This is a genomic window from Fictibacillus nanhaiensis (assembly GCF_019801215.1).
GTDB lineage: Bacteria > Bacillota > Bacilli > Bacillales > Fictibacillaceae > Fictibacillus > Fictibacillus nanhaiensis_C.
The window spans coordinates 316,009-339,966 of sequence record NZ_JAHVJO010000002.1; the positions used below are offsets into that span (position 1 = coordinate 316,009).

The following is a 23,958-nucleotide window of genomic DNA, read 5'->3' on the forward strand; positions in this document are numbered from 1 at the left end:
AACGCTCCCTGTTCTCGAGAATTATATACCACTTCTATTCTACCAGTTTGTGAAACGAGCCACAAGAAATCCCAAATCTTTTCATCTGAATTGTATCATTCGCAAAAAGCCATTTCCCTATTTATGTGAAAAATTCAGAAAGTAAACGATAGATTAGTTAAACACATGTTTAAAGAAGACAAAATGTTCTTATTTTGGTAAAATAATGGAAAGTTTAGACAGGAGGATCAGAATGGAAAAAGCCGAACTGGAAAGAACAGACATAAAGCCGCAAGAGCGTAATGAAAAAAGTAAAACGATCATTCTTACATTGATCCTAAGTGTGTTCTTTATCGGTGGAGTTGGTACGTGGGGATATTATGCCCTGTTCGGTGCAAAATCGGCATCTGACTTCAATCTCCCCTCTACGGAGGAAGTGTTAGAGGCCGAGAAAAAAAGCGGAACTCCTATCTACAAACCAACCATGGCCGTAACCATAATGGAAATTCAAAAGCGAATAAACGATATGCATGAGTATTGGAACAGCGAACTGGGCTATGACCAGTGGACGAACTATCGCATAGATGCGAACAAAGGGGAGTTAAAAGGAATCGCAAATGATATAAGAAGCGATATTCTCCCTTATGTGACAGGTCCTCTACAAAAAGACATCGAAAATGCAGCAAGTAAAATTGACCAAAGCCTCGAAACGAAGGGTGTTGAACCATTAAAAGGGGTACACCGGATTTTTCATGATCTTGACATTACATTGAACGGCTATCAACAAGCGAGCGAGTATTGGGAAGTAACTGAGACGTGGGCATGGTTTCAGAAAGCTGCTGCTCAATAAAGGTTAGTATGCACTGCCCTCTTAAATGAGGGTTGGTGCTTTTTTTATGGTAGGGAATGGAGGGATGTTAGGTGGTTAGCGTTGAATGCGGAGGCAGTGTCGGTAATTGTCGAAAATCGGATAAAAGCAAATTAACGTGGAATTATTGAAAATAACGTAAGAGAAATGCTGAATAACGTGGAATTATGAAAAATAACGTTAGACAAATGCTGAAACAGCAGTGTATATCTTTTCGTGTACTTTCCATACCGACAACAAAGGATTTATGTACATCCAAAATAAACAAAAAAAATAAGGCTCACTCCTAAAGGGTTATTCCCTTTTGAGTAAGCCTTTCTTGTTCATTTTATTACGATTTTGCCGCAGTCATATAATGATCTTTCAGTTGATCCCTGAGAGTCCGTTTTAAGAACTTTCCTACCGAGGTTTTTGGAATTTCATCCAAGAACACGATGTCGTCCGGAATCCACCACTTCGCAAACTGCGGTTTTAAATATTCCATAATCTCTTCTTTCGGAACCTTTCCTTTTGCTTCATCTTTTAACACGACGCACGCGAGCGGCCGCTCCTGCCATTCGGGATGCGGAACTGCAATCACTGAGGCTTCAAGAACATCTTCGTGTGCCATGATCGCATTCTCTAGATCAACAGACGAAATCCACTCACCGCCGCTCTTAATCAGGTCTTTCGTACGGTCAACGATCTTAACAAAGCCTTCTTCATCCACCGTCACGACATCTCCCGTATGAAGCCATCCGTCAACGAACGTTCCTGCTGTCCGGTCATCCTTGTAATATTCATCAGCCACCCAGTTCGATCGGAGTAAAAGCTCACCCATCTCGTTTCCGTCCCACTTCACCTCACCGTTTGCGCCGATGATTTTCATCTCTACGCCAGGCACCACATAGCCCTGCTTTGCAAGGATATCCAGTTTTGCTTCATCCTCTAAATCGGTTTGATAGGTTTTCAGTCTTGTAAAGATCACAAGCGGACTCGTCTCCGTCATCCCGTAGGCATGCATGAACGGAATGTTGTGTTTTTCTTGAAAAGCTTTGATCATGCCTTTCGGCGCTGCTGAACCTCCACATAAAACTGACCTTAGGCTCGACGTTTCATAGCTCTTCTGATCCAGTTCACGAAGGAGACCCATCCAGATCGTCGGTACTCCAGCCGTAACTGTAACCTGCTCCATCTCTATGAGTTCAGCAAGAAGCTTAGGCGTAAACTGCGGCCCTGGCATAACCTGCTTTGCCCCAAACCAAGTAGCCGCGTATGGAAGACCCCATGCATTCACATGGAACATCGGCACAACAGGCATACATACATCACTTTCGGAAACCGCTCCGCAATCGGCAAGTCCAAGTGCCATGGAATGAAGAACAGTCGAGCGATGCGTGTACGTGACACCTTTCGGATTCCCGGTCGTCGCAGACGTATAGCACATCCCGACAGGATCGTTTTCATCCACGTTTTGCGGGAACTCATAAGCCGGGTCACCACTCTCTACTAGTTTTTCATAGTGATAGAGAGGCTGAAGATTGGACTGTGGGAGCTCGTCTTCATCGGTCATCAAGATATACGCTTTTACGTTAGGAATATGGTCTTTTATGTGTTCAACAAGAGGAAGAATGTCTTGATCAATCAATAAAACCTGGTCTTCGGCGTGATTGATAATGTATGCGATATGCTGAGGGGAAAGTCGAATGTTGATCGTGTGAAGGACTGCTTCAACACCTGGAATGGCAAAATAGGCTTCAAGATGGCGATGGTGATTCCATGCAAGCGTGCCGACACGTTCACCTTTTTGAACCCCAAGCCGCTTGAGTGAACTGGATAAGCAGCGGGTCCGTTCACCGATATCCCGGTAACTGAACTTTCGAATACCCGACATCGTTCGGCTCGTTACTTCTTTTTTTGCAAAATACCGTTCTGCATGCTCCAACATACTCGTAACTCGAAAAGGCACATTCATCATCATTGACTGCTTCTCCTCCTTTAAATAAAAACCTAGTCTTTTTTGTAAGCGTTATCACTATTGAACTAGTTCACCTCATGTAGGGCAAAATCCTTCTTTGAGTTGGTTATTAACATGCAAGAATATACAAAAAAATGATGAAAGTCAGACTTTCTTTTTGAAAAATTCTATTTGTAGCTTGTTTTTACGTTAAACTTAAAAAAAACGGCATAAAAAGGAGTGTCGATTATGCCAGATTGGTCGTATCATACATTTTTTAAACCCATACTGTTCCGGATGAAGCCTGAAAGAAGCCGGGATTTTACTTTGCAGATGATGAACACGCTCGCGAGGTTTCCTTATGGAGATAAAATCATTTCCTTCTTTGGTCACATGCAGCCGCCTGCACAATTAGAGCGAAATTTGGCAGGCATTCGTTTTCCTTCACCTGTAGGTATCAGCGGTGCATTGGATCCACATTTAAAAGGAACAACAGCTTATTCTAATTTAGGATTTGGATTTATAGAAGTTGGACCCATTTCGATAAGATCTCGTACACTAGGTGAGCCAATCGAACGTGATACAGAAGAAGAAACATTATGGTATCAACATTTGCATGCCAATTTAGGATTAGATGAAGCTCTCATAAAACTCCAACAGATTAAGCGAACCGTTCCAATAGGTATAGGGATTAAAGGAGAAACTGAAGAAGAGTTATTGCATCTATCTGAGAAGCTTGATGAATATGCTGATTTTTTGATTGTTGATCTTAAAGCGGCTAGTTACATCGAGAAGATAAGGAATACGACAGCTAAACCGGTTTTCTTAAAGGTAACCCATAATGATCTGGAAGAAAACAAATTTACCGGTCAAGAGATTGATGGATTTTTGATACGAGAGGGCATTAAAGAAAACAACGGAATTGAACTAGGAAGATCTGAGATGCCTTATTTGAAAACCAGCATTCGACATCTTAAAAATCTTGGTAAACCGATAATCGCATCTGGTGGTGTGCACGAACCGAGCGAAGCAATGGAACTTTTTCGCTCTGGAGCTTCACTAATCCAGCTTCATAGCGGATTCGTTTTTTCGGGACCAGGACTGCCTAAGAGAATTAACGAGCGTTATCTCTATGAGAACGAAACGAAAAACTCTCAGAACACCCCTGGATGGCTACCGTTTTTCTTAATGGGTTTAGGTGTTTTTCTCGCTGGAATCATCGCGTTGATCATCGGACTCACCCACGTTCTTTTATCCTACGACGAGGCGTTTTTAGGAATGAAAAGCGAGGAGATCATGGCTTTCAATCACCATCTGTTTCACTTCATGTCACATGACCGGATATGCCTTGCCGGAGTTATGATATCCGCTGGCTTTATGTTCATGCAGCTTTCTTACCACGGCATAAGAAAAGGGGTACATTGGGCAAGAAAAGCATTCGTTATCGCGGCAGCCATCGGTTTTTTAAATTTCTTTTATTTTTTAGGATTCGGTTATTTTGATAAGCTTCACCTTCTCTATTACTTGATTATTTTTCCCTTTTTCCTATTTGGACTTTATCGGTCTCGAAACATAAAAATTGGAAGCAGCGGGATGAATTTGCACAACAGCATCTCTTGGAGAAAAAGTCAGCTTGGTCAAAGCATGTTTGTGGTTTCAGGCGTATGCCTGCTTTCTGCTGGTATTGTCATTTCGATCATTGGGATGAATGGGGTTTTTGTGCCAGAAGATCTTATGTATTTTTCACTATCACCTGAGCAGATTACAGCATTCAACGAGAAACTTATCCCTTTTATTGCCCATGACCGTGCAGGGTTTGGCGGGGCCCTGATCTCAGAAGGATTTCTTTTGCTGACGATTGCATTATGGGGATATAGAGAAGGCGCGAGTTGGATATGGTGGACACTTGCGATCGGCGGTTTGCCGGGATTCCTTACAGGTGTCGGTACACACTTCATGATTGGTTACAATAACCACTTCCATCTCTCACCCGCTTATCTTTTGTTTGTTTTCTATATTGTCGGCCTGATTTATTCCTATTCTTACTTGTGCGAAAACAAGGAAAATTTAAACTCTTCGACTTCGTTTGAAGCAGAAAAAGTGTAGACGCATGTGCATCTGCACTTTTTATTGTTTACTTCACCTGGGTTTGCTTTTCTAGATTAATAGCTTTTCGGATCGCAATCATCGCCCCCAAATGCATGCCTTCATGATAAAACGTTCGTGGCAGTACTTCGGCAAACGTACTCATCCCAAGCTCCGTTGGTTTATCAAGCTCTTGATCCAAGCGATGTCCAAATTGCTCCTGAATCACCTGCACTTGCTCCATCAAGCGGTTGCGCAGTTCTTCCAGTGTGGGTGGCGTCTGCTGCCAATCTTCCGGCTTCGTTCCGTAGCCAAACAGCTCTCGATAATGGCGAGGTGCTGGATTATCCTCTCTCGTCTTATGATAAAGCCAATCGTATTGATCAAGGTAGATGTGGCCTAAGTTCCAGCGAATGTTGTTGTTGAACCCTTCAGGTACAAAATCAGCCTCTTCCTCCGTCAGACTCTCCACGGTGGACAGTGTGTTCTGACGAAAGGAAGCAAGCTGCTTTAATAAGATGTCATTTTTCATTAGAATGGCCCTCCTAAACGGAAATTTTGTTCCTTCCCTTTTCGATTAAAAGCGTTAATTATCCTTTTTTATGGATAATACCACGTTATTTTCAGTTTCTCCAACGTTAGCAGTGATTTCTCCAACGTTATTTTCAGGAATTCCACGTTATTTTACTTTTATCCGATTTTCGACACACATCGACAAACCCACTCCATCCAAAACAAAAACACACCCCTCAATGAGGAGTGTGCCATCCATTTTTATTTTGTTACATCTCGCCTGCAATCAGTCCATATTTGCCGTCTTTACGTCTGTAGACGACGTTCATCTCACCTGTTTCGGCATTGTTATAGACGAAGAAGCTGTGGCCGAGTAAGCCCATTTGAAGAATGGCTTCTTCTGTATCCATTGGTTTAAAGTCGAAACGCTTTTCACGAACGATTTCAAACTCTTCTTCTTCCTCTAACAGAGCTGTAGATACACCCTCAGTTCCGTTAGCAAACATATGCTTGGAGTTATCAGCATTTCTAAATTTACGGTTTACTTTTGTTTTATGTTTTCGAATTTGACGCTCTAATTTTTCTACCACCAGATCAATTGCTGCGTATAAATCCAAATGACGTTCCTCTGCACGAAGCAAGAGTCCCTTCATCGGTATCGTAACCTCAATGGATTGTTCACTGTTATACACCTTCAAATTGACATGTACTTCAGAGTTCGGAGTTTCGTTAAAATACTTTGTGAGTTTAGTTACCTTCTTCTCCACGTAAGCCCGAATGGCTTCAGTCACCTCGATGTTTTCTCCACGAATGTTAAAATGCATAACTTAACTCCTCCTTTCGGTGATGTATATATATTTCGATATACCCAAAAAGAATTCCTCCGTAACATTTAAAATATTTTGACAATTTCTTAACTTTCTCGACATTTTCTTAATAAAAGGCGTGATAGCGGGGTTTTGGAATAAATGAAATAAAGCCAGATGTGATTAAAAAATATTTTTGATGCAAAAAAAATAAAAACCCGCCTGAAGTTAAACAGGCGGGGTCTCAGTTATGGTCAATGCCCTTGAATTATAGTTTAGTTACGTTAGCCGCTTGAGGCCCACGTGCGCCATCTACAATATCAAACTCGACTTGCTGACCTTCGTCAAGGCTTTTGAATCCGTCCGTGTTGATTGCAGAGAAGTGTACGAACACATCGTCTCCGTCTTCGCGCTCGATAAATCCAAAACCTTTTTCTGCGTTAAACCATTTTACTTTTCCTAACATGTTTCACAATCCCTTCATCATGCGAATCTTTGTATAGATGATCTATACACTTTATAGTATGACACATACCCAAAAATGTTGTCAAAGGCTTAAGATTAGCGAAAAATAAGAAGTTTTGTCGAAAAATCGGTTGCGTAATAAGTGAATAAAAATACAGCTTATACAAAAAATAACCGGCCATTTAAGACCGGTTAGGTAGCTAAAACATCTGCGAAACCATTTGAGCAAGTTTTGCACAAAGGATTGCCGCATACGTACCAACGATGTTTCCGAGCAAGCCCATCAGCAAACCAACTGGCGCTAATGCCGGCTGGAACACGGACGCTACTACAGGAGCGGAGCTTGTCCCACCGATGTTTCCTTGTGAGCCAACTGCTACAAAGAACATCGGTGACCGCAGCATTTTTGCCGCAATAAACAAGAAAAGAATATGAATCGCAAGCCACACAATTCCCATAAGGATATACTGGGGCGCTTCAACAACATAAATCAGGTTCGCTTTTGCACCAATCGTCGCAAGCAGCAAATAGATACCCGCATAACCAACCTTGCTCGCTCCATAGTTTTCAAGCTCACGAACTTTTGTAAAGGAAAGCACGATACCGATCGCTGAGATAATCATGATCGTCCATGTTGCCGCGTTCAAGATTTCACCCTGCGGAAGTTTCTCAGAAAACTTTCCAACAATAAACGCCACACCAAAACCAAGACCTAAAATTCCAAGAAGCTGAGGCACAGCAATTGGTCGAGAATTCTTTTCCTCTAACTCACCGACCTGCTTGTTCACTTCTTCAATAATACGGTTATCCGCTTTGTTCCACTTGTCAAAGCGAGCCTGATACCCAGCAAGTGCAATCATGATTCCCATCCAGCTGTACCCAACCACGGTATCAACCACGATAATCGGAGAAAGAATGTGTTCTGGTGTATCAACGGCTTCAACGAGTGCTGCCATGTTAGCAGATCCGCCGATCCAGCTTCCTGCAAGCGCAGCTACTCCAGTCCAAGCGTCTTCTGGCAAGTACGGCTGGAAGATCGCGAGTGCAATCGGTCCACCGACAATTACCCCAAGCGTCCCAGCCAAAAACATCAAAATCGCTTTCGGTCCAAGCTTCAGCGTCGCTTTTACATTAATGGATAAGAGCAGTAACAACAATCCAACTGGAAGAATGTAAGCGGACACAAAACTGTATAAATCAGACTTCGATGGAATGATTCCAAGAGTCGTTGAGATCATCGGTAAAAAATACGTCCAGATCAAAGGTGGCGCATAATGAAAAAACTTGCTTAAAACACGATTTTTGGATTCACCCAAAACAAAAACAAACCCAACAAGCGCTGCTAAGTAAGCAAAAATCGCCATAGGTTCTTGAATGAGCGGTCCATTAGATGTTGCAAACATACCTATTCCTCCTTAAAAATACTTGAGTCAACAAGTATACAGGAAAAAATCAGTATTCCACGTAAAGTCCTTCTATTGCTAATGTTTTGAATAATAGCAACTTTTTTCTCACTTCTATTTCAAGCTTGGCCACATATAATGCAATAAACAAGCAGGAATCTTAAACAACCGTTTAAAGGAGGCAATGGACGTTGCTGAACATTTTCGAAAAAGTCGTCCTAAGCATGGCCGCAATTCGAATTCTTTCTGGAATGCTCGAAATCACTGCAGCTTTTTTCATGCTGCATTTTAATACCGTTGAACGCGCACTGGTGATCAATTCCCTGCTTTCCATCGTCGGTCCTATTATCTTTTTTTCCACCATGACGATCGGCATCTACGGATTGTCAACCAAGCTATCTTTTTCGAGTTTGTTATGGATCATGCTGGGCATCGTCTGTATTGTGTATGGGATTAAGAAGTAATCTCACGAAAAACGTACTTAATCTCACGAGTTGGGTCCATAATTTCACGAAAACACACCTTAATCTCACGAGAATTGCATGATACTCGCGAACCGACAAATTCCAACAAACCTACGAAAAAAAACCTTAGCTGACATGGGCTAAGGTTTCTTTACTTCTTCTTATCAAAATACATCCCGTCTGCTGACATCGTTTGATACGGGTTGGCGTATTGAGTGTTTTTTTCTTTTTTTAATTTCATGATGGAAAGGTTATGCTTGATCTCCTCAAACTGGCGAGTTAAAAGGGGATCGATCGTTTCGTTCATCTTCACGATCATCTTCCCCATCCGCTGTTCTTCTTCCGAATAAGTACCAGGAAGTTTTTCAATGATCGCCTGACGCTGTTCTAAAAGCTCATTTAATCGCTCTATATACGGCTCACGATCCTCTTTTGGCAACCCGGCCATCACATGATCAAACAGATTTTTCGTAATCTCGAGCAAGATCTTGACCGCAGGCATTACACGCGTCCCGTTTCGCCATGCTGCTGGCGGCGGTTGATCTGAATCACTTCTTTCCACGTGTTGCGAAAATCCAGCACGTAATCTTCCACTTCATCCAAAATCTGAACATCGCTTTGAATGTTAGCCTCGATTAATCGACGGTTGATGTAATCATACATCTGCATCATAGATTTAGAAATTTCAAGATCCATGTTCAGCGTCACCATTAATTCCTGAATGATCTTCTGTGCTTTTAATAGATTCGTATTCTTGTCTTCTGTATTTTTTAACTCAATCGCCGTACGGGCAAGACCGATAAATTTTAAACAACCGTTGTATAACATGAGCGTCAACTCACCAGGTGACGCCGTTTGGACTGAATTATTCTGGTACGCTTTATTCGCGTTAAGTATGGACATGTAAAGGTAACACTCCTTTTGGTTTAAAGATTACTGTCCGCCGCCAAACTGTTGCATTAAATATGCTCCTTGCTGATTCGATCGCTGAATGGCAGCTTCCATTGCTTGGAACTGGCGCCAATAGCGGTCCTCCACTTGTATCAAGCGATCTTCAAAAGCGGAAATTCGCTTATCGACGTCTGTTAACTCACGGCCAAGTGTGAACTGAGCGTTCGTACGAAGAGCGTTTCCAGCTTTAAGTTCGATCTTATCAACCGTCGAATCAATGGTTTCACGAAGCTTTTTAGCCACACCTTTTTCAGTGCCATCACCTGTGAAAAGCTTCATAACTGCATCTGGATTGCCAGCTAGAGCTGCCCGGAGTTTTGTTTCATCAAGTATGAGTTTCCCTTTATCTAAATAGTTTGGAGATGTCGTGATTCCAATCTCAGAAAGCTGATCGTAATTAGTATCACCTGTATTTACACTTGCGTATAAGTCGGAACGCATTGCGTTTAATCCGCTTAAAAGAATGGAATCTCCACGCAGCATGCCGCTTTTCGCCTTCTCATCCCACAGCTCGGCTTCCTTCTCAGAAAGGTCCTTACGCTGAGCATCTGTTAACGGAGGAAAATCACGGTACTTTGTTTCAGCTGTTTTTTTATTAATTGCTTCGATCGTTTCGTTATATTTATCGACAAAAGATTTAATCATGTCAAACGTTGAATTCGTATCATTTGCAACCGTAATATTAGCCGTTCCTGCTTGCTGAAGAGTGTACGTTACCCCGCTGATATCGAAGGTGTTAGTAGAACGGGTCGTCTGGTAACCATTAATTTTAAAATCAGCATCTTTGCCGTTTGTTTTTCCGGTAGTAGTGATTTCTCCATTAACTGCTGCATCTGTAAAACCTAATCCCACCATAAAAGATTGCGTACCGGCATCATTATTAACAGTTATTGAAGCATTATCACCAGTATCTTTTTTTGTTATTACAAACTTTTGTTTTTGATCATCATAAAACGCAGTCACACCAAGCCCAGAAGAATTAAACTGTGATACAATCTTGTCTAAATTATCACCATTTTTTATATCAACCGTTTGAGCAGAGGTTGTCTTGCCGTCTCCAGATGTTACATTAAACGTAAGTGTTATATCTGCAGAAGCTGTATAACCAGCAGCAACAGTTCCTCCACTAACCCACATGGCTGGTGTAGCAGTATTTAAAACCTCTATGCTTGTATTTGTATTTACTGCACTACTACTTGCTTTTGCTGAAACAATACTGGAGTTGGAGCTTGTTACAGACTTCGTTGAAAACTTTCCTTGTAAGGCTATGCCATCAAAAATCTGCTTGTCCAAGTCGCTTAACAATTTATTCATTGAACGATAGTCGTCGCGCTGCCATTCTAACGTTGTTTTTTTCTGTGCCAGCTTGTCTAATGGAATACGCTCGGCTTTCATCAGATCTCCTACAAGCGTGTCAATATCCATTCCACTCGCTAATCCGCCGATTCTCATAACCACGGTTCATCACCGTCCCTAAATTTTTTTATCTACGAAAATACCCATAAAATCAATCATTTCAGCATACATATCAAGAAACTTTCTATTAGGTATCTCTTTTACAATTTCTTGTGTCACTTCATCGACAACCTGAACGTAATAATCATTCAATTTTTCATGAAGAACAAATTTTGAAGAAGTATGTACGGGTTTAAGCATATCGTTCATCGCTTCGATAACTTTTTCTAATTTTTCTCTCGTCGGTTTTACATAAACTGGAGCTTCAGCTTGCGGAGTACTATCTTGTTGGTTTTGGCTTTTAAGCACAGGCTCAGATCTTTGAATCGTGGGTGAACTAATTGCTTGTAGTTCCACCTTCATCGCCCCTTTAATTTTTCTCTACGACTTATATCGGATTCTTCCATTAATTGTTGAGCATCACATAAATTTTATTACAATTTTATGACTGTACTCATTCATTGTGTTTTTTATTGTAAAATAGTTCATGTTGAAGAATAAAAATGAAATAACATAACATTATTTACCTTAAATCATTTATTACTTAACCTAAAATGAAATTTTAAAATAATACTTACGAGAGGATTATGGCAATAATGAAAGACTTACATAACGAACATCAAAAGAAACGTGCCCAATCGACAAAGTATCGAGTGGACCGGAGAGCTGCCATTACACAACCTCAACCTCGTTTAAAAAATAGATACATAACCGGACTTGATGGATTACGAGCCATTGCGGTCCTTGCGGTGATTGCCTATCATTTGAACTTTGAATGGGCGGCTGGAGGATTATTAGGGGTGACCGTATTTTTCGTGTTGTCCGGATACTTAATTACCGATCTTCTGATTGCAGAGTTCGTAACAACCAACTCTATTAATCTGAAAAACTTTTGGATTCGCAGAGCACGAAGACTTCTTCCAGCCATGTTCACCATGCTTCTCGTTGTCGTGACATGGGTCACTATTTTTCAGCCTTCTATGTTGGAGAAACTTAAAGATGATACCGTTGCAGCCCTTTTGTACGTCAGCAATTGGTGGTACATCTTTCAAGACTTATCTTATTTTGAGAGTTTTGGACCGCAATCCCTCCTCACCCACTTTTGGTCACTAGCCGTGGAGGAACAGTTTTATATCCTATGGCCCTTACTCATGATTGGGTTTCTAAAATTAAAAGTGCGAGAAGGATTACTTTTTACGATTATTCTTTTAACAGCAATAGTTTCAGCGCTGGGCATGGCTGTATTGTATGAGCCGGGAACTGATCCAAGCCGCGTCTATTACGGAACCGATACACGGGTTTTCTCACTGCTACTCGGAGCAAGCCTTGCCGTAATCTGGCCAAGTCGAAAACTATCAAGCCATCTCCCGCCTGAAATACGGTGGAAGTTAGATTTTGTTGGCGTGTTTGCACTGGCTTTCATTTTTTATATGTTTTGGAAAACGGACCAATATCAAGACTTTCTTTATCAAGGTGGTATGGTTGCGATGTCCGTTGCTTCACTCCTTGTGGTCGCTGTAATCGTTCACCCTTCCAGCAAAATGAACAAGTGGTTAAGCTTCAAGCCGTTACGCTGGATCGGGATTCGGTCATACGGTATCTACCTGTGGCATTTTCCAGTCATCGTTCTTTCTAGCCCGCAATGGGGAGCAGCTGAACCTAGCATTGCTCAAACATCGGTTCAACTTTTATTGATCGTTGTGCTTGCCAGTCTTTCATGGACGTTTATTGAGAACCCGATTCGAAAAGGCGCTCTTTCGAAATTTTGTAAACTGGTCAAACATGGAGAATGGAGACGCGAAAAATCTTTTGTTGGAAGGTTTGTTACCGCAGCAGGCATTTTAGGCATCTTGCTGGCGATCTCAACGATTGGATTTACGACAACATCTATCGCACTCAGTAAAGGAAACGTGCTGAATGTGATACAAGAAAAGGTAGGAAAAGAGGAACCACCTGTTGAGAATGCGACAAAAGAAGAACCTGTGCCTGCTCCCCCTTCACAAGTAGAAGAACCCAAGCAGGAAAAACCGCCTGTCAAAGAAACACGGGCAGTAACCGTGATTGGGGATTCCGTCATGATAGACGTCACACCTCACCTTGAAAAAGCGTTCTCGAAAGTGGAGGTGGATGCGAAAATCGGCCGTCAATTTCGAGAAGGAGAGGAAATCGTTCGGCAAAAGAAAAACGCTGGAGAGCTTGGGGAAATCGTTGTGATTGAGCTCGGCGCAAACGGGCCATTATCTGATGAAAAACTAGAATCTTTCATTGAGGAAATTGGAACAGAGCGGGAAATCTATTTCATCACAACCCGAGTACCAAAGCCTTGGGAACGAGAAGTCAATGATACCATCAAAAGCGTTGCAGCCCATTATAAAAACGTAACCGTGGTCGATTGGTTCTCAAAAAGTGAATCACATCCGGAATACATTGGAAACGATGGCGTGCATCTAACGCTTACAGGCGCGGAGGCATACGCTAATTTCTTACTTCACCATATCAAATAAAAGAAGCCAATCACCTCAAAAAGGTGGTTGGCTCTTTTTTATTCCTCTTCCGTAATAAGAGGATTTTCTTTGCCCTCTGGTGCAGGAAATTCTCCTCGTGGCAGGTCTTTTAAGTAGTCAGTAAGCTCCGGTAAATAGTACGCTGCAATTGTAACTTCATATTTTAACTGGTCAGGAGTCACTTCTGCAGAGGCCATCTCAATTTCATCTAGACCAGTAAATGTTATTGCCTCAATAACTGTAACACGCTTCATTTTTTGGATAGATGTTAAAAAATTTATCAGTCCATTATAATCTTTGGACACTACTGATAGTTCAGCGGTTATTTTTTTTACGCCATCAGGTAATGTTTCAGGTGTTACGATCACTTTATTATCAGAAACAGTCGTTTTTGATTGACTTGTTGCATCCTGAGCGGAAGGGGCAGGCTGACTTTCTATTTGATCGGATTCCTCATTACTAACCCCATCTGCTGCTAGTTCTTCCTCATCCTTCACTTCTCCATCGCTGAACTGCATGGTTAAAATTAAACTGTCCGATAAAACTTCTGCTTTTTCGAATTGAAGCATCAATTGATCGATTAATGGTTTAACAGGAACCTCTTCTTGAAATAAAAACGTATTTTGATTCATTGGCGAAACTTCCTCTACAAATGAACCCGACTTTTCTAAATAGGTTCTTAGTTGTTGAATTTCAGAATCAACCGCGACTATGCTGTTATGCATAGGAGAAAGGATTGCAAGATATCCGTATATACCACCAACCGATAATAAAAGCAGCAAACTAAGAGCAATGTAGGTAAGAAGTTTTCTATTCTCCCTCATTATCTTCACCTATCAACGCTTGTAATTTATCTTTATGAAATGCAATTTTATATTGACTGCGGTATCTAGGCAGAATATTTTCATAAGCAGTTACATCCTTACCTTCCTCTAGCTCTTGAAAGTTGGATGTTTCCATTTTTTCAATGAAAGCTTGTGTTAAATAAGGTGAATTTGTAAGTTCATGAAGATAGTGTGATGTATCAGCCAATGTGTCAAACTGTGCCTCAATGATAATAGATGACTTGTCCCGATACTCGTATTTCATGAAGAAACCTCTTTCAGGCAACAGTGCTACTAGATGCTGCAACAGTTCGACAGCTGCAATTTCTTTTGCACGAACATACTCAATCTTCTCAATAAGAGGTTTAGTTTCAATACCCAATTCTGCCTGTTTCTGCTTGTTTACTTGTGCCTGCACAAGCAGCTTCTCTTGCTGCAATATTTTTTCTTTTTGCTCAAGGGTACTTGTGCTTACATAATAATTGAGAGCGAGCCAAGTGGCATAACCTAAAAATATAGCAATAGACACGATTAATAATATCATCGTTTTAAACGAATTTGCCTTTTTTTGAGGTAGTAAGTTAATGTCAACTAACATCATAGCCCCGCCTCTTTTAATCCTAAGCCAAGTACAACACCAAATTGTGAGGGTAACGCGTAATCGGATTGATCGAGCACATTAACAGGAATATTCAACATGGATTGAAGTCGATCCTGAATATGAGAAAGTTCAGGGAATTCACCAGTCACAACCACTTTTGTAATCCCTTGCTGTCCATTATTCATCGAAAACTTGTAATAGTTAATAATGCGTTCGATTTCAACAAGCTTGTCTTCAATGATGCCGTGAATAAATTCAGAATCACCATGCCATTTCACACGTTGTACTCCACTCGAATGCATGTTGATATTCCAATTTTTCATATCGGTATTAATTTTTAAATAGTTAAAGAACTGCGGTTTATGATGATGAAAAATACTAAGCTGCAAAGAAGGAATATCGAACTGCAAACAAAGAACATGGTCTTCTTCTGATACAAGACGGTTTACATAAATCAACCGATACAGGGCTACGCAGGAAGCATCTGCAGCCACTGGCTTTAGTTTCGCATCTTCCATTAAGGCAGAATATTCGGTAACCATTTGTTCTGAGGCAGCAAATAAAAGGATTTCTCTTCTCTCGATATCTTTCTCAAGTAAAACATAGTCAAATACGGGATCTTCAAAGGGAAGGTGAATTGTCCTCCCCAGCTCCATATATAAATATCCCTTTATTTCATCATCCATATGATCAACTGGAATTTGTTGTTTTCGGATAACCAGCTTGCTGTCCGGAATGAGGAATTGAACCTCTCGTCCCTTAATTCCCCAGTCGTTCACGCATTCTTCTAATAGGAGAAGGAGCGTTTCACGGTCCATGATTACGCCATCCTGTATGATGCCTTCTGGCAGATAACGTTCACCGGAGCTTTTAACTTCTAACAACTCGGGCTGCCGCAAATCAAGATAACGAATGACATGATCCTGAATAATTAAGTTGATTCTTCTTTTGTTGAATAGCCCTAAACGAAATCTCATTCCCATACACCCCTGACCATGATTGCACTTCTGGTTAAACATCAAACTCTAGCAAAAGAAAATCCGAACCTAGTAATTCCTTTGACCATTTCACCATGTAAGAGATGAAATCGTGAAAAGAAGGCTGTAGACAACAATAAAAAGAGAATTATAGTGATACAGCCTATTTGGGAAATTGGGATTAATTGTAGTTTAAGGATTTAGAGTTACATTATTTCTTGTAGGCTTGGATTGGCTAGTTATATATTTCTTAGTTGCACTTTGAGCTAACGTGACACTATATGTTAGGTTTCCGGTATTCGTTCCTTTTGAAACAACTACAACGCTATTTGCTCCATCATAGCCTGTACTACTTGGATCTGAGGGCTTTGACTCTAAATGTCCTAACTCAATTAGTTTTTCCATTGTATATGTAGCACCACTCGTGTTATTTTCCGATATCACAGCCATTCTAGCCGCATTAATCATTTGTTCAGCATTAGCAATATGAGCATCTTTTTTGGAATTGTCTAAAACTCCTCCAACAGCTACTACTGCAATCGCTGAGATAATACCTAAAATTACGATTACAACAAGCAATTCTATTAACGTTAATCCTTTTTCATTCTTTAAATGCTTTTTTAGTAGGTTTAACATGATAAATCCCCTTTATCGGTTAATTTAATATAAATGCTGTTACCCAATCGTTTTATAGACTTCAAACATGGGCACGATAATCGAAATGACGATTGTTCCTACTATTGATGCAAGGAAAACGATCATTAATGGCTCGATTAAAGATTTTAGCCTGTCCGTTCCGGTTTCAACTTCTTTTTCATAAAAATCAGCCACCTTGGCAAGCATTTCATCCAAGGAACCTGTCTCTTCACCAATGGAAATCATTTGCGTTACGAGTGGAGGAAAAATCCAATGCTTTTTCATAGGCTCGGTTAAACGCTGACCTGTTTCAAGTGCATCCCTGGATTCCCGGATTACTTTTGCCACAACTTCATTCTCGACCACTTTCTCAACGATTGACAGCGCTTGTAGGATTGGCACAGAACTGGAGAAGAGTGAACTCAGTGTTCTTGTCATTCTCGCTAGAGCTGATTTTTGAAGCAGTTTTCCAAACACGGGTACTTTTAAAACAACATAATCAAAATAGTACTTACTGGATTTATTTCTGCGGATAAAGTAGATTCCTATAATAGTTAAAATGGCAAGTAAACTAAGTAACCACCAGAATTTTTGTACAAAATCACTGGCTCCTAAAACAAACAAAGTGATTCCTGGCAACTCTCCTCCTGCATCTTGCAGCATTGCAGCAAAAGTAGGGACAACCTTTGCTAGCAGGAAAATAACAACGAATACGGCAACAACCCCAACAATCATGGGATACATCATGGCTGAAACGATTTTTTGTTTCGTGTAGTGCTGTTTTTCATAATAAGTGGCCAATTGATCAAGCGTTTCATCAAGACCCCCGCTCGCTTCACCCGCTGCTGCCATATTAATAACCATTGGGGGAAACACAGCACGGTGCTTGCTCATTGCAATAGACAAAGGATTTCCTTGTCTCAACTCCTCTTCGACGTCGGCTAGCACCTTTTTTAAGATTTTGCTTTCTGTTTGTGCAGATAGAATGTTGGTAGCATCCACTACGGAAACTCCCGCTCGCAGCAACGTTGCAAACTGTCTTAAAAAGATGGCAAACGGCTGTGATTTCACTTGTTTACCGAACGAAATCTCTTTGTTTAAGAAGGATTGCTTTACTTCCTGGACATCCATGACCGCAATGCCTTTTTCTTTCAATTTCATGACCGCTTCGCGTTTGGATAGCCCCAGAATGGAACCCGTTCGTTTCTTTCCGCTCTTATCGCGGCCCACATAACTAAATTGTGCCATCCTATCCCCCCTTCTCCAGGAGATATGGTTCTACATACTCTTTTGAAACTTCTTTTCGATCAAGAACATCTTTCGCCGACATTTCAAACGTGTGCATACCCGCGTTCTTACTCGTCTGCATCACACTGTGCAGCTGATGATTTTTTTCGTTTCGTATCAAGTTTGCGACAGCAGGTGTATTGACAAGGACCTCCGTAATCGCTTTTCGGCCATTTCCATTTACGTTCGGTAAAAGTCTTTGAGATAAAACTCCGACTAAAACAGAGGCTAGCTGAGTGCGTATCTGCCCTTGTTGTTCTGGAGGAAATACATCTACAATTCTGTCAATGGTAGAAGGTGCGTTCGTTGTATGAAGCGTTCCCAACACAAGATGACCCGTTTCTGCTGCCGTAATGGCCGTTGCAATCGTTTCTAAATCCCGCATCTCACCTAACAATATGACATCCGGATCTTGCCTTAGCGCAGCGCGCAATCCGTTCGAAAAGGTATTGGTGTCAAAACCAATTTCACGCTGATCAATGACGCACGTTTGATGACGGTGTAAATACTCGATCGGGTCCTCTAGCGTAATAATATGCCGACTCATCGTTCGGTTCATATAATCGATCATCGAGGCGAGTGTCGTCGACTTTCCGCTTCCAGTTGGGCCTGTAACAAGAACCATCCCTTGCTGTTTCATCGCCATTTTCCTAATGGTTTCAGGCAATGAGAGCTCCTCCAAACTGGGGATCACCGTAGGAATGACTCGGAAAGCAAGACTGACGCACGAACGTTGACGATAAGCATTGACACGAAATCTTGATAATCCTTGTATGCCATATGATAAGTCGATTTCGCCCATTTCTTCAAAAACAGGAAAATGTTTTTCTTCAATTACATTCTTTGCGATCGCGAGAGTTTCTTCAGGCTTTAACGGTTCGCTTCCATACCTTTTTAATCCCCCATTAATACGAAAGACGGGAGGCATTCCTACAGATAGGTGAACATCCGAGGCTTTTAATGCAAAAGCCGCTTTAAGCCACTGTTCTAATTGTTCTTTCATGTCAGCACCTACTCACTTATTGCTACGCGCAAGACCTCTTCAGTCGTTGTTAATCCTTTTTTTACTTTAAGCAGTCCATCATCAATTAAAAAGATCGTGCCATTTTTCATCGCGTAATCCCGCAGTTCGATAATCGGTCTGTTGTTCATAATTAGCTTTCGAATATGCTCGTCTACCACTAGTACCTCATGGACAGCTAAACGTCCTTTATAACCGGTCATGTTGCACGTGCCACATCCCTTGCCGCGGTTGACAACATCAATGGAAATTCCACGTTTTGAAAAGATTTCTTTTTCACGCTCCGTAGCATGGAAAGTCTGCTTACAATCCCGACATACCTTACGAACAAGTCTTTGTGCAACCACGCCTGACAGTGAGGCTGCCACAAGAAACGGCTCTACGCCCATGTCTGTTAATCGGGCAATGGTTCCTATTGAATCGTTTGTATGTATCGTACTTAATACTAGATGCCCCGTTAACGAAGCACGTACTGCGATTTCTGCGGTTTCTGTATCTCGGATCTCACCGACCATCACAATATCAGGATCTTGCCTAAGAATGGACCTAAGGCCACTGGCAAAGGTAAGGCCTACAGCAGAATTGACTTGAATTTGATTAATTCCAGCAAGTTGATACTCTACTGGATCTTCAATTGTTACAATGTTCACTTCTTCATGGTTAAGTTTATTTAATGTTGAGTATAAAGTGGATGATTTTCCAGAACCCGTAGGTCCAGTGATTAGAATGATGCCGTTCGGCTGCTTGATGAGTTTAGAAAACCGTTGCAGATTTAGTTTGTTAAATCCTAAGTGATCAAGGTTATTAAGCGTACTGCCTAAATCTAAAATCCTTAAAACAATTTTCTCTCCATAAATGGCTGGCAGAGTGGAAATTCGAAGGTCTACAGGGTGCATGTCCAAGTTAATCTTAATTCGGCCATCTTGTGGAAGCCGGTTTTCTGTAATGTTTAAGTTGGCCATAATTTTAATCCGAGCTGTCAGCATGTTCTGCATATGCTTTGGCAGGCTGCGTTCTGTTTTTAACATGCCATCAATCCGGTATCGAACAACAAGCTTCGTTTCTTGTGGATCAAAATGAATGTCACTCGCTTTTTGTTGAATACCTTGCTGTATAATCTGGTTGACGAGCTTAACAATTGGCGAATTTTCTTCTGTAATGCGGCTATCATCATTGAGTGAAGAACCTTGCGGAAGAAATTCAAGGAATTCCTGTATGGAATCATCAACTTCGTAGTATTTATTTTGAGCTCGAAGAATGTCATCCTTTGCAGCAATCGCTCGTTCAATCTGAAATCCTGTCGTTAGCCGAAGATCCTCTATGATCATAAAGTCCATCGGATCCGCCATCGCTACCAAAAGTTTATCTCCATCTTTTTTAATAGGAATAAGGAAGTTTCGTCTTGCAAATTCCCTAGGAACGATGGAAACCGCCTGTTCGTCAATTGGATAACGGTACAAACTAATGTGTGGAATACCAAGCTGAAACTCCAGCACCTCTATTAGCTGCTGTTCAGTGAGATAGCCTTTTTCAATAAGAGCATCCCCGAGCTTTTGCATTTCACCTTTTTCTTTTAAGGATTGAAGAAGCAATTCTTCCGTTATAAGACCTGACTCAACAAGCAAATCTCCAAGACGTTTTTTATGAACGATCATTCGGCTTCACCACCGTTCTCCTTACCGCCGTTAGCAGGCAGTTTACTTTCTTTTTCACGATTTTCTTCTGAGTTACCGTTATCAGGTGTATCCTGTATTGCTTCCGTTCCAGGAATACCTGGAAGTACAGGCATATTGGGAAATCCAGGGTAAGGGTATCCATAACCTGGATAGATTGGAGGCACATCTGGTGTAGTACCAGGAATAGTCGGATTCACAGTCTGCTCCACTTCTTCTCTCGGATAGCCTCTTTCCTCAATACGGTGCTTAGGTGGATAAAAGTCTTCTGCTAATTTAACTGAATCAACCATTTCACCCTTTAATCCGTAAGATTCGCGGTATACCGTCCCTAAAAACCCTTCACTTCCACCATTTACTACAACAGAGCTAGAAATATCTGCTAGCTGATCATTAAAGTGAATAATCGTTTTTGGTTTAAACACTTGCTTGTCCATCTTCATTTTATAGGTATAAGGAAAAGGAACACCTATTACGGAAACGACCAGTTGATTGTCAGAAATCAAGAAACTTAGTTTGTATGAAGTCGCATTAGGATTCTGAAAGACAAAATCTTTATCAGCTGGCTTAACGAAAGCCTCATAACCCAGACTCGTGTACTCAGGAACTTCTCTGGAGGTATGCCGTTCTATAATCGTAAAATTTGTGTTTTGAACGGCAGTATATATCGCACTTGCTAATATATTTAAATCAATGGAATCTTGAGCGGTCTGACTTACCTCTTCAATGGCGTGTATGAGAGAAAAAGTTCCCCCTGGCTTTACTACAAAACCATCCAGACCCTTGATCCAATCTTCCAATAAGAGATGCTCACCTGGCAGTTTGACCGTTCTTTCACTTACAACTTCCTCCGATTGGCCAAAAGTAGACAGAAATTGATTCATTTCAACTTGATTGTTTAATTGAAGATTTTCACCTACTTGCTTCAAATGCGCGAATAACATCTCTTCATTTAACAATTCATTAAGGCCCGTAACATTCAATTGAGCAATGGCAGCTGTCACAAGCTCTTTGTTCAAATGTACTAGGAGTTTATTAGAAGTTGTGGAAGCACGTTCAATACTGTCTTCCACTTGAAACACCCATGCATCAGGATTAACCAGAACTCTTATATCGTTGTAAACAAGATAAACAGGGGCATCTTTTTTCCAGTTTGACACTTTTTTATTCACAACGGCAATTGCTTCATTTTTCGTTAGATGTTCAATAGAGATAGAGCCAATCTTAACCTCATTACCGAATGTTTCTTCTTCAAAAATGTTAGAATATACCTCTGTTGCGTAAATACTGCTAAAAAACAGAAAAAGTGTTGAAAGACTGATGGTAACAAAGATTAAGAAGAAGCTTTTAGGGTTAAATTCTCTTTTAGCCATCAATAATCGCTCTTATCCTACAACATTCATAGAAAGTTCCGCTAAGATGGCAGGTCCTTTCTCTTGTGCCTTTTGAACATCATCTATCCTCAATGTTGTGCCGTTGGGAAACAAAAGGTTGCCATCTTTCTCGTAAATATCTTTCGTTGTCGTTTTGCCTGTCAGTAGTTTTAATTGTCTCTCTTTTATGAGATCCTTTGGTGTTGCTGCTGAATTTACATTTACGTCTATATGTTCCTTTTGATTTTCTTCCATTTTTTTTATAGGGATCTCTTCAAGTTTCCGTTGGGTTTTAGGTTCTAGATCCTTTGTATCCGAATTGCTATCTTCTTTTACTATAGGTTTCCTTGATTTTATGGACTCTACCTTCTGATAGAAACTTAATCCCGCTTCTTCATTCACGATAAGATCACGTCCATAGGTAATAACTTGATCGGCTGCAAAAACGACTACATTTGACTGAAGAGCTATTTCGATTCCAATGATAGAACCGTCCTTTTCGTCAATAAAATACTCTTTCGCTTCACCGATTAGTTGTCCTTTTGTATCAATTAACTTGGAACCAGTTGCGTTCAATTTTTTTTGAGTAAGTTGGTTCGCAATGGGTATCTCGGTTAGGTCTACAATTGAATAGCGGTCTTCAATCATTACGGCAAATTCACCAACACTAACAACTTTTTCAAAGGGTACTGCTCGTATACGAAGTTCCCAATCTTCTTGTTCCACGATTAAAAAATCAACAATGCCTTGCTTCGAGTTCACCACTAACGACTTCACACGTCCAGCCTCTGTACCATCCTGAATACATATAATTGGCAATCCGATAAAATCATTGCTTTTTTTCAAACCACTCACCCACCTTATATTTTAGAAGCTCGTTAAGTAATCATGAATCTCCTCAGAAATCACCGAATACCCTTTTAATCTATTTTTCATTTCAAGTAGCAATTCAGTTGCTTTAAATACATAGTTTGTGGATATATAAAAATCTACTAAAAGCTTGGCAAACAAATAATAATCCCTGTCTGACAATGGTTGACTGAGTATAGACTCCAGCATCGCTTGATAAGATGGATAATCTCTTTCCTGATAATATAACTCCAGAGTGTTCAAAAACATATATTGAACATCGGTGTCCATGTCCGGATAGTCATCTTTACCAATCAAATCCGACACTCTCACTTCTTGTTCTAGTAAAGTCTGTACAATACATTCTTCTTGATTACTATCAGGATGAACGGCTGTAACTTCTAACCCTTTTTCTATATTCTCTTCCATTTGTTCAGAATGTTTGCTCACGTCCTCCAAATCATCAAACCAATCATGTCGATCTGTTAAACGTTCATCGTTTTGATGATTTTCCAGTATATCCGTGTGTGGTAGATCTTCTAGCAAACTCTCTCTATCTTTTGTCAAAAAAGCAAATTCATCTTCTGAAATTTCTACTTCTGATAAATCCATTGGTTTTTGAGAAAGCGCTAAAGGTTCGAAAGGTTCTAAGGAGGTTGTTGTCTCAACAAGCAGTTCATCTTCCTGAACCTTTTCCTCGTTTATTTCTAATTCCTCCAAATGTATCTCCTCATATTGTTCAATCTCTACTTTTTCTTTTGATTGGTTTAGTATTTTCTCTGCTGTGGCAGCACTTTCCGCTTCCACTTCACTAGGCTGCTCCATCCTCAATCTACTCTCAGGTCTAATTCTTGGTTCCTTTTTAAAAGAAAGAAGAATTTCCGCTCTCTCTTGTGCCTGAGCCTTTTTAGCAACGTACCTCTTCTCAGCAAAGTAAGAAATAATAAAAGCTACACCAATCATTGTGGCTATTGAAGTCCAATAGGATAAGACATTTAATAGAAACAACCCACCCGTTGCTATCAAAAACACTACCCCTAATAGAATTAATTTAAATTTCATAGGAATACTTGAAGGAAAAAAATACAATAAAGGACTGACAAGTAAAGTAAAAACAAGCAGTATGATAATTTGTGTCAAGAATTTTCTCCTCCTGTTCCATATCCCTCTTTTAATTACTATAATACTACAAAATTTCTAAAAAATATCCATATACAAGAAAAAATTCTGAAGAATATTGTATAATAATAGATAATTCAGTAAATTTGTAGGTCATATAGACTATATT

General features: G+C 40.6%; 23 protein-coding genes. 4 read left to right on the forward strand and 19 right to left on the reverse strand.

Annotated features, from left to right (window positions below):
• Positions 1-232: 232 nt before the first annotated feature.
• Positions 233-829, forward strand: coding sequence for a hypothetical protein (locus KUV80_RS10200; RefSeq protein WP_222462607.1), 597 nt, complete (start codon positions 233-235; stop codon positions 827-829).
• A 349-nt stretch (positions 830-1,178) separates the two neighbouring features.
• On the opposite strand, the gene KUV80_RS10205 is transcribed toward KUV80_RS10200, so the two are convergent.
• The gene (locus tag KUV80_RS10205) at positions 1,179-2,807 is read right to left on the reverse strand and encodes a long-chain fatty acid--CoA ligase (RefSeq protein ID WP_222462608.1); all 1,629 of its coding nucleotides are present in this window, start codon (positions 2,805-2,807) and stop codon (positions 1,179-1,181) included.
• A gap of 225 nt (positions 2,808-3,032) precedes the next feature.
• Between KUV80_RS10205 and KUV80_RS10210 the strand changes: the two genes are divergently transcribed.
• On the forward strand, positions 3,033-4,889 hold the full coding sequence (locus tag KUV80_RS10210) for a dihydroorotate dehydrogenase (RefSeq protein WP_222462609.1): 1,857 nt from the start codon (positions 3,033-3,035) through the stop codon (positions 4,887-4,889).
• 28 nt (positions 4,890-4,917) lie between these two features.
• Here the strand turns inward: KUV80_RS10210 and KUV80_RS10215 are convergent, their stop codons facing one another.
• From KUV80_RS10215 to KUV80_RS10230, 4 genes are all read right to left on the reverse strand, one after another.
• Positions 4,918-5,400, reverse strand: a complete 483-nt coding sequence (locus tag KUV80_RS10215) for a DinB family protein (protein WP_246625155.1) — start codon at positions 5,398-5,400, stop codon at positions 4,918-4,920.
• 250 nt (positions 5,401-5,650) lie between these two features.
• Complete coding sequence (gene hpf, locus KUV80_RS10220; RefSeq protein WP_222462610.1) at positions 5,651-6,205, reverse strand: ribosome hibernation-promoting factor, HPF/YfiA family; 555 nt, start codon at positions 6,203-6,205, stop codon at positions 5,651-5,653.
• A gap of 250 nt (positions 6,206-6,455) precedes the next feature.
• Positions 6,456-6,653, reverse strand: coding sequence for a cold shock domain-containing protein (locus tag KUV80_RS10225; RefSeq protein ID WP_066245425.1), 198 nt, complete (start codon positions 6,651-6,653; stop codon positions 6,456-6,458).
• A 199-nt stretch (positions 6,654-6,852) separates the two neighbouring features.
• Positions 6,853-8,055 carry a DUF819 domain-containing protein gene (locus tag KUV80_RS10230; RefSeq protein WP_222462611.1) on the reverse strand — a complete coding sequence of 401 codons (1,203 nt, stop codon included), beginning with the start codon at positions 8,053-8,055 and terminating at the stop codon, positions 6,853-6,855.
• Between the two features lie 191 nt (positions 8,056-8,246).
• Between KUV80_RS10230 and KUV80_RS10235 the strand changes: the two genes are divergently transcribed.
• On the forward strand, positions 8,247-8,519 hold the full coding sequence (locus KUV80_RS10235; protein WP_338083483.1) for a YqhV family protein: 273 nt from the start codon (positions 8,247-8,249) through the stop codon (positions 8,517-8,519).
• Between the two features lie 151 nt (positions 8,520-8,670).
• On the opposite strand, the gene KUV80_RS10240 is transcribed toward KUV80_RS10235, so the two are convergent.
• From KUV80_RS10240 to flaG, 4 genes are read right to left on the reverse strand one after another with little or no spacing between them, the layout of a single operon-like run.
• On the reverse strand, positions 8,671-9,081 hold the full coding sequence (locus KUV80_RS10240; protein WP_222462612.1) for a hypothetical protein: 411 nt from the start codon (positions 9,079-9,081) through the stop codon (positions 8,671-8,673).
• A complete protein-coding gene (gene fliS, locus KUV80_RS10245) occupies positions 9,021-9,422 on the reverse strand; it encodes a flagellar export chaperone FliS (protein ID WP_222462613.1) in 402 nt (133 codons plus the stop codon). Before fliS ends, KUV80_RS10240 begins: the two co-directional genes overlap by 61 nt.
• Positions 9,423-9,452: 30 nt before the next feature.
• A complete protein-coding gene (locus KUV80_RS10250) occupies positions 9,453-10,922 on the reverse strand; it encodes a flagellar hook-associated protein 2 (protein WP_222463139.1) in 1,470 nt (489 codons plus the stop codon).
• Positions 10,923-10,943: 21 nt separating this feature from the next.
• Complete coding sequence (flaG, locus tag KUV80_RS10255) at positions 10,944-11,282, reverse strand: flagellar protein FlaG (RefSeq protein ID WP_338083484.1); 339 nt, start codon at positions 11,280-11,282, stop codon at positions 10,944-10,946.
• Positions 11,283-11,521: 239 nt separating this feature from the next.
• Here flaG and KUV80_RS10260 point away from each other — a divergent pair, with 239 nt between their 5' ends.
• Positions 11,522-13,429, forward strand: coding sequence for an acyltransferase family protein (locus tag KUV80_RS10260; protein WP_222462615.1), 1,908 nt, complete (start codon positions 11,522-11,524; stop codon positions 13,427-13,429).
• Between the two features lie 38 nt (positions 13,430-13,467).
• Here the strand turns inward: KUV80_RS10260 and KUV80_RS10265 are convergent, their stop codons facing one another.
• The 10 genes from KUV80_RS10265 to KUV80_RS10310 all read right to left on the reverse strand — a co-directional run bounded on the left by KUV80_RS10265 (position 13,468) and on the right by KUV80_RS10310 (position 23,810).
• The gene (locus KUV80_RS10265; protein ID WP_222462616.1) at positions 13,468-14,253 is read right to left on the reverse strand and encodes a hypothetical protein; all 786 of its coding nucleotides are present in this window, start codon (positions 14,251-14,253) and stop codon (positions 13,468-13,470) included.
• Entirely contained in the window at positions 14,240-14,854 is a 615-nt protein-coding gene (locus KUV80_RS10270; protein WP_222462617.1) for a PilN domain-containing protein, read from the reverse strand. Before KUV80_RS10270 ends, KUV80_RS10265 begins: the two co-directional genes overlap by 14 nt.
• Complete coding sequence (gene pilM / locus KUV80_RS10275) at positions 14,851-15,831, reverse strand: type IV pilus biogenesis protein PilM (protein ID WP_222462618.1); 981 nt, start codon at positions 15,829-15,831, stop codon at positions 14,851-14,853. Before pilM ends, KUV80_RS10270 begins: the two co-directional genes overlap by 4 nt.
• A 192-nt stretch (positions 15,832-16,023) precedes the next feature.
• Positions 16,024-16,467 (reverse strand): type II secretion system protein, encoded by a 444-nt coding sequence (locus KUV80_RS10280; RefSeq protein ID WP_222462619.1) that lies wholly within the window; start codon positions 16,465-16,467, stop codon positions 16,024-16,026.
• A gap of 39 nt (positions 16,468-16,506) precedes the next feature.
• A complete protein-coding gene (locus KUV80_RS10285; protein ID WP_222462620.1) occupies positions 16,507-17,715 on the reverse strand; it encodes a type II secretion system F family protein in 1,209 nt (402 codons plus the stop codon).
• A 1-nt stretch (position 17,716) separates the two neighbouring features.
• Positions 17,717-18,757, reverse strand: a complete 1,041-nt coding sequence (locus tag KUV80_RS10290; RefSeq protein WP_222462621.1) for a type IV pilus twitching motility protein PilT — start codon at positions 18,755-18,757, stop codon at positions 17,717-17,719.
• A gap of 8 nt (positions 18,758-18,765) precedes the next feature.
• A complete protein-coding gene (locus tag KUV80_RS10295) occupies positions 18,766-20,430 on the reverse strand; it encodes a GspE/PulE family protein (RefSeq protein ID WP_222462622.1) in 1,665 nt (554 codons plus the stop codon).
• Positions 20,427-21,821, reverse strand: coding sequence for a VanW family protein (locus KUV80_RS10300; protein ID WP_222462623.1), 1,395 nt, complete (start codon positions 21,819-21,821; stop codon positions 20,427-20,429). The genes KUV80_RS10295 and KUV80_RS10300 overlap by 4 nt, the downstream gene beginning before the upstream one ends.
• 12 nt (positions 21,822-21,833) lie before the next feature.
• Positions 21,834-22,667: a PRC-barrel domain-containing protein gene (locus tag KUV80_RS10305; protein WP_222462624.1), complete on the reverse strand. Its 834-nt coding sequence runs from the start codon at positions 22,665-22,667 to the stop codon at positions 21,834-21,836.
• Positions 22,668-22,688: 21 nt separating this feature from the next.
• Positions 22,689-23,810, reverse strand: coding sequence for a hypothetical protein (locus KUV80_RS10310; RefSeq protein WP_222462625.1), 1,122 nt, complete (start codon positions 23,808-23,810; stop codon positions 22,689-22,691).
• Positions 23,811-23,958: the final 148 nt, after the last annotated feature.

Bases quoted from the DNA above. Each gene is read 5' to 3' on its own strand.
- KUV80_RS10265 (WP_222462616.1), bottom strand. From the start codon at position 14,253: ATGAGGGAGAATAGAAAACTTCTTACCTACATTGCTCTTAGTTTGCTG.
- KUV80_RS10270 (WP_222462617.1), bottom strand. From the start codon at position 14,854: ATGATGTTAGTTGACATTAACTTACTACCTCAAAAAAAGGCAAATTCG.
- pilM (WP_222462618.1), bottom strand. From the start codon at position 15,831: ATGAGATTTCGTTTAGGGCTATTCAACAAAAGAAGAATCAACTTAATT.
- KUV80_RS10260 (WP_222462615.1), top strand. From the start codon at position 11,522: ATGAAAGACTTACATAACGAACATCAAAAGAAACGTGCCCAATCGACA.
- KUV80_RS10225 (WP_066245425.1), bottom strand. From the start codon at position 6,653: ATGTTAGGAAAAGTAAAATGGTTTAACGCAGAAAAAGGTTTTGGATTT.
- KUV80_RS10285 (WP_222462620.1), bottom strand. From the start codon at position 17,715: ATGGCACAATTTAGTTATGTGGGCCGCGATAAGAGCGGAAAGAAACGA.
- KUV80_RS10200 (WP_222462607.1), top strand. From the start codon at position 233: ATGGAAAAAGCCGAACTGGAAAGAACAGACATAAAGCCGCAAGAGCGT.
- KUV80_RS10280 (WP_222462619.1), bottom strand. From the start codon at position 16,467: ATGTTAAACCTACTAAAAAAGCATTTAAAGAATGAAAAAGGATTAACG.
- KUV80_RS10210 (WP_222462609.1), top strand. From the start codon at position 3,033: ATGCCAGATTGGTCGTATCATACATTTTTTAAACCCATACTGTTCCGG.
- KUV80_RS10290 (WP_222462621.1), bottom strand. From the start codon at position 18,757: ATGAAAGAACAATTAGAACAGTGGCTTAAAGCGGCTTTTGCATTAAAA.
- KUV80_RS10215 (WP_246625155.1), bottom strand. From the start codon at position 5,400: ATGAAAAATGACATCTTATTAAAGCAGCTTGCTTCCTTTCGTCAGAAC.
- KUV80_RS10250 (WP_222463139.1), bottom strand. From the start codon at position 10,922: ATGAGAATCGGCGGATTAGCGAGTGGAATGGATATTGACACGCTTGTA.
- KUV80_RS10205 (WP_222462608.1), bottom strand. From the start codon at position 2,807: ATGATGATGAATGTGCCTTTTCGAGTTACGAGTATGTTGGAGCATGCA.
- fliS (WP_222462613.1), bottom strand. From the start codon at position 9,422: ATGTCCATACTTAACGCGAATAAAGCGTACCAGAATAATTCAGTCCAA.
- KUV80_RS10300 (WP_222462623.1), bottom strand. From the start codon at position 21,821: ATGGCTAAAAGAGAATTTAACCCTAAAAGCTTCTTCTTAATCTTTGTT.
- KUV80_RS10295 (WP_222462622.1), bottom strand. From the start codon at position 20,430: ATGATCGTTCATAAAAAACGTCTTGGAGATTTGCTTGTTGAGTCAGGT.
- hpf (WP_222462610.1), bottom strand. From the start codon at position 6,205: ATGCATTTTAACATTCGTGGAGAAAACATCGAGGTGACTGAAGCCATT.
- KUV80_RS10230 (WP_222462611.1), bottom strand. From the start codon at position 8,055: ATGTTTGCAACATCTAATGGACCGCTCATTCAAGAACCTATGGCGATT.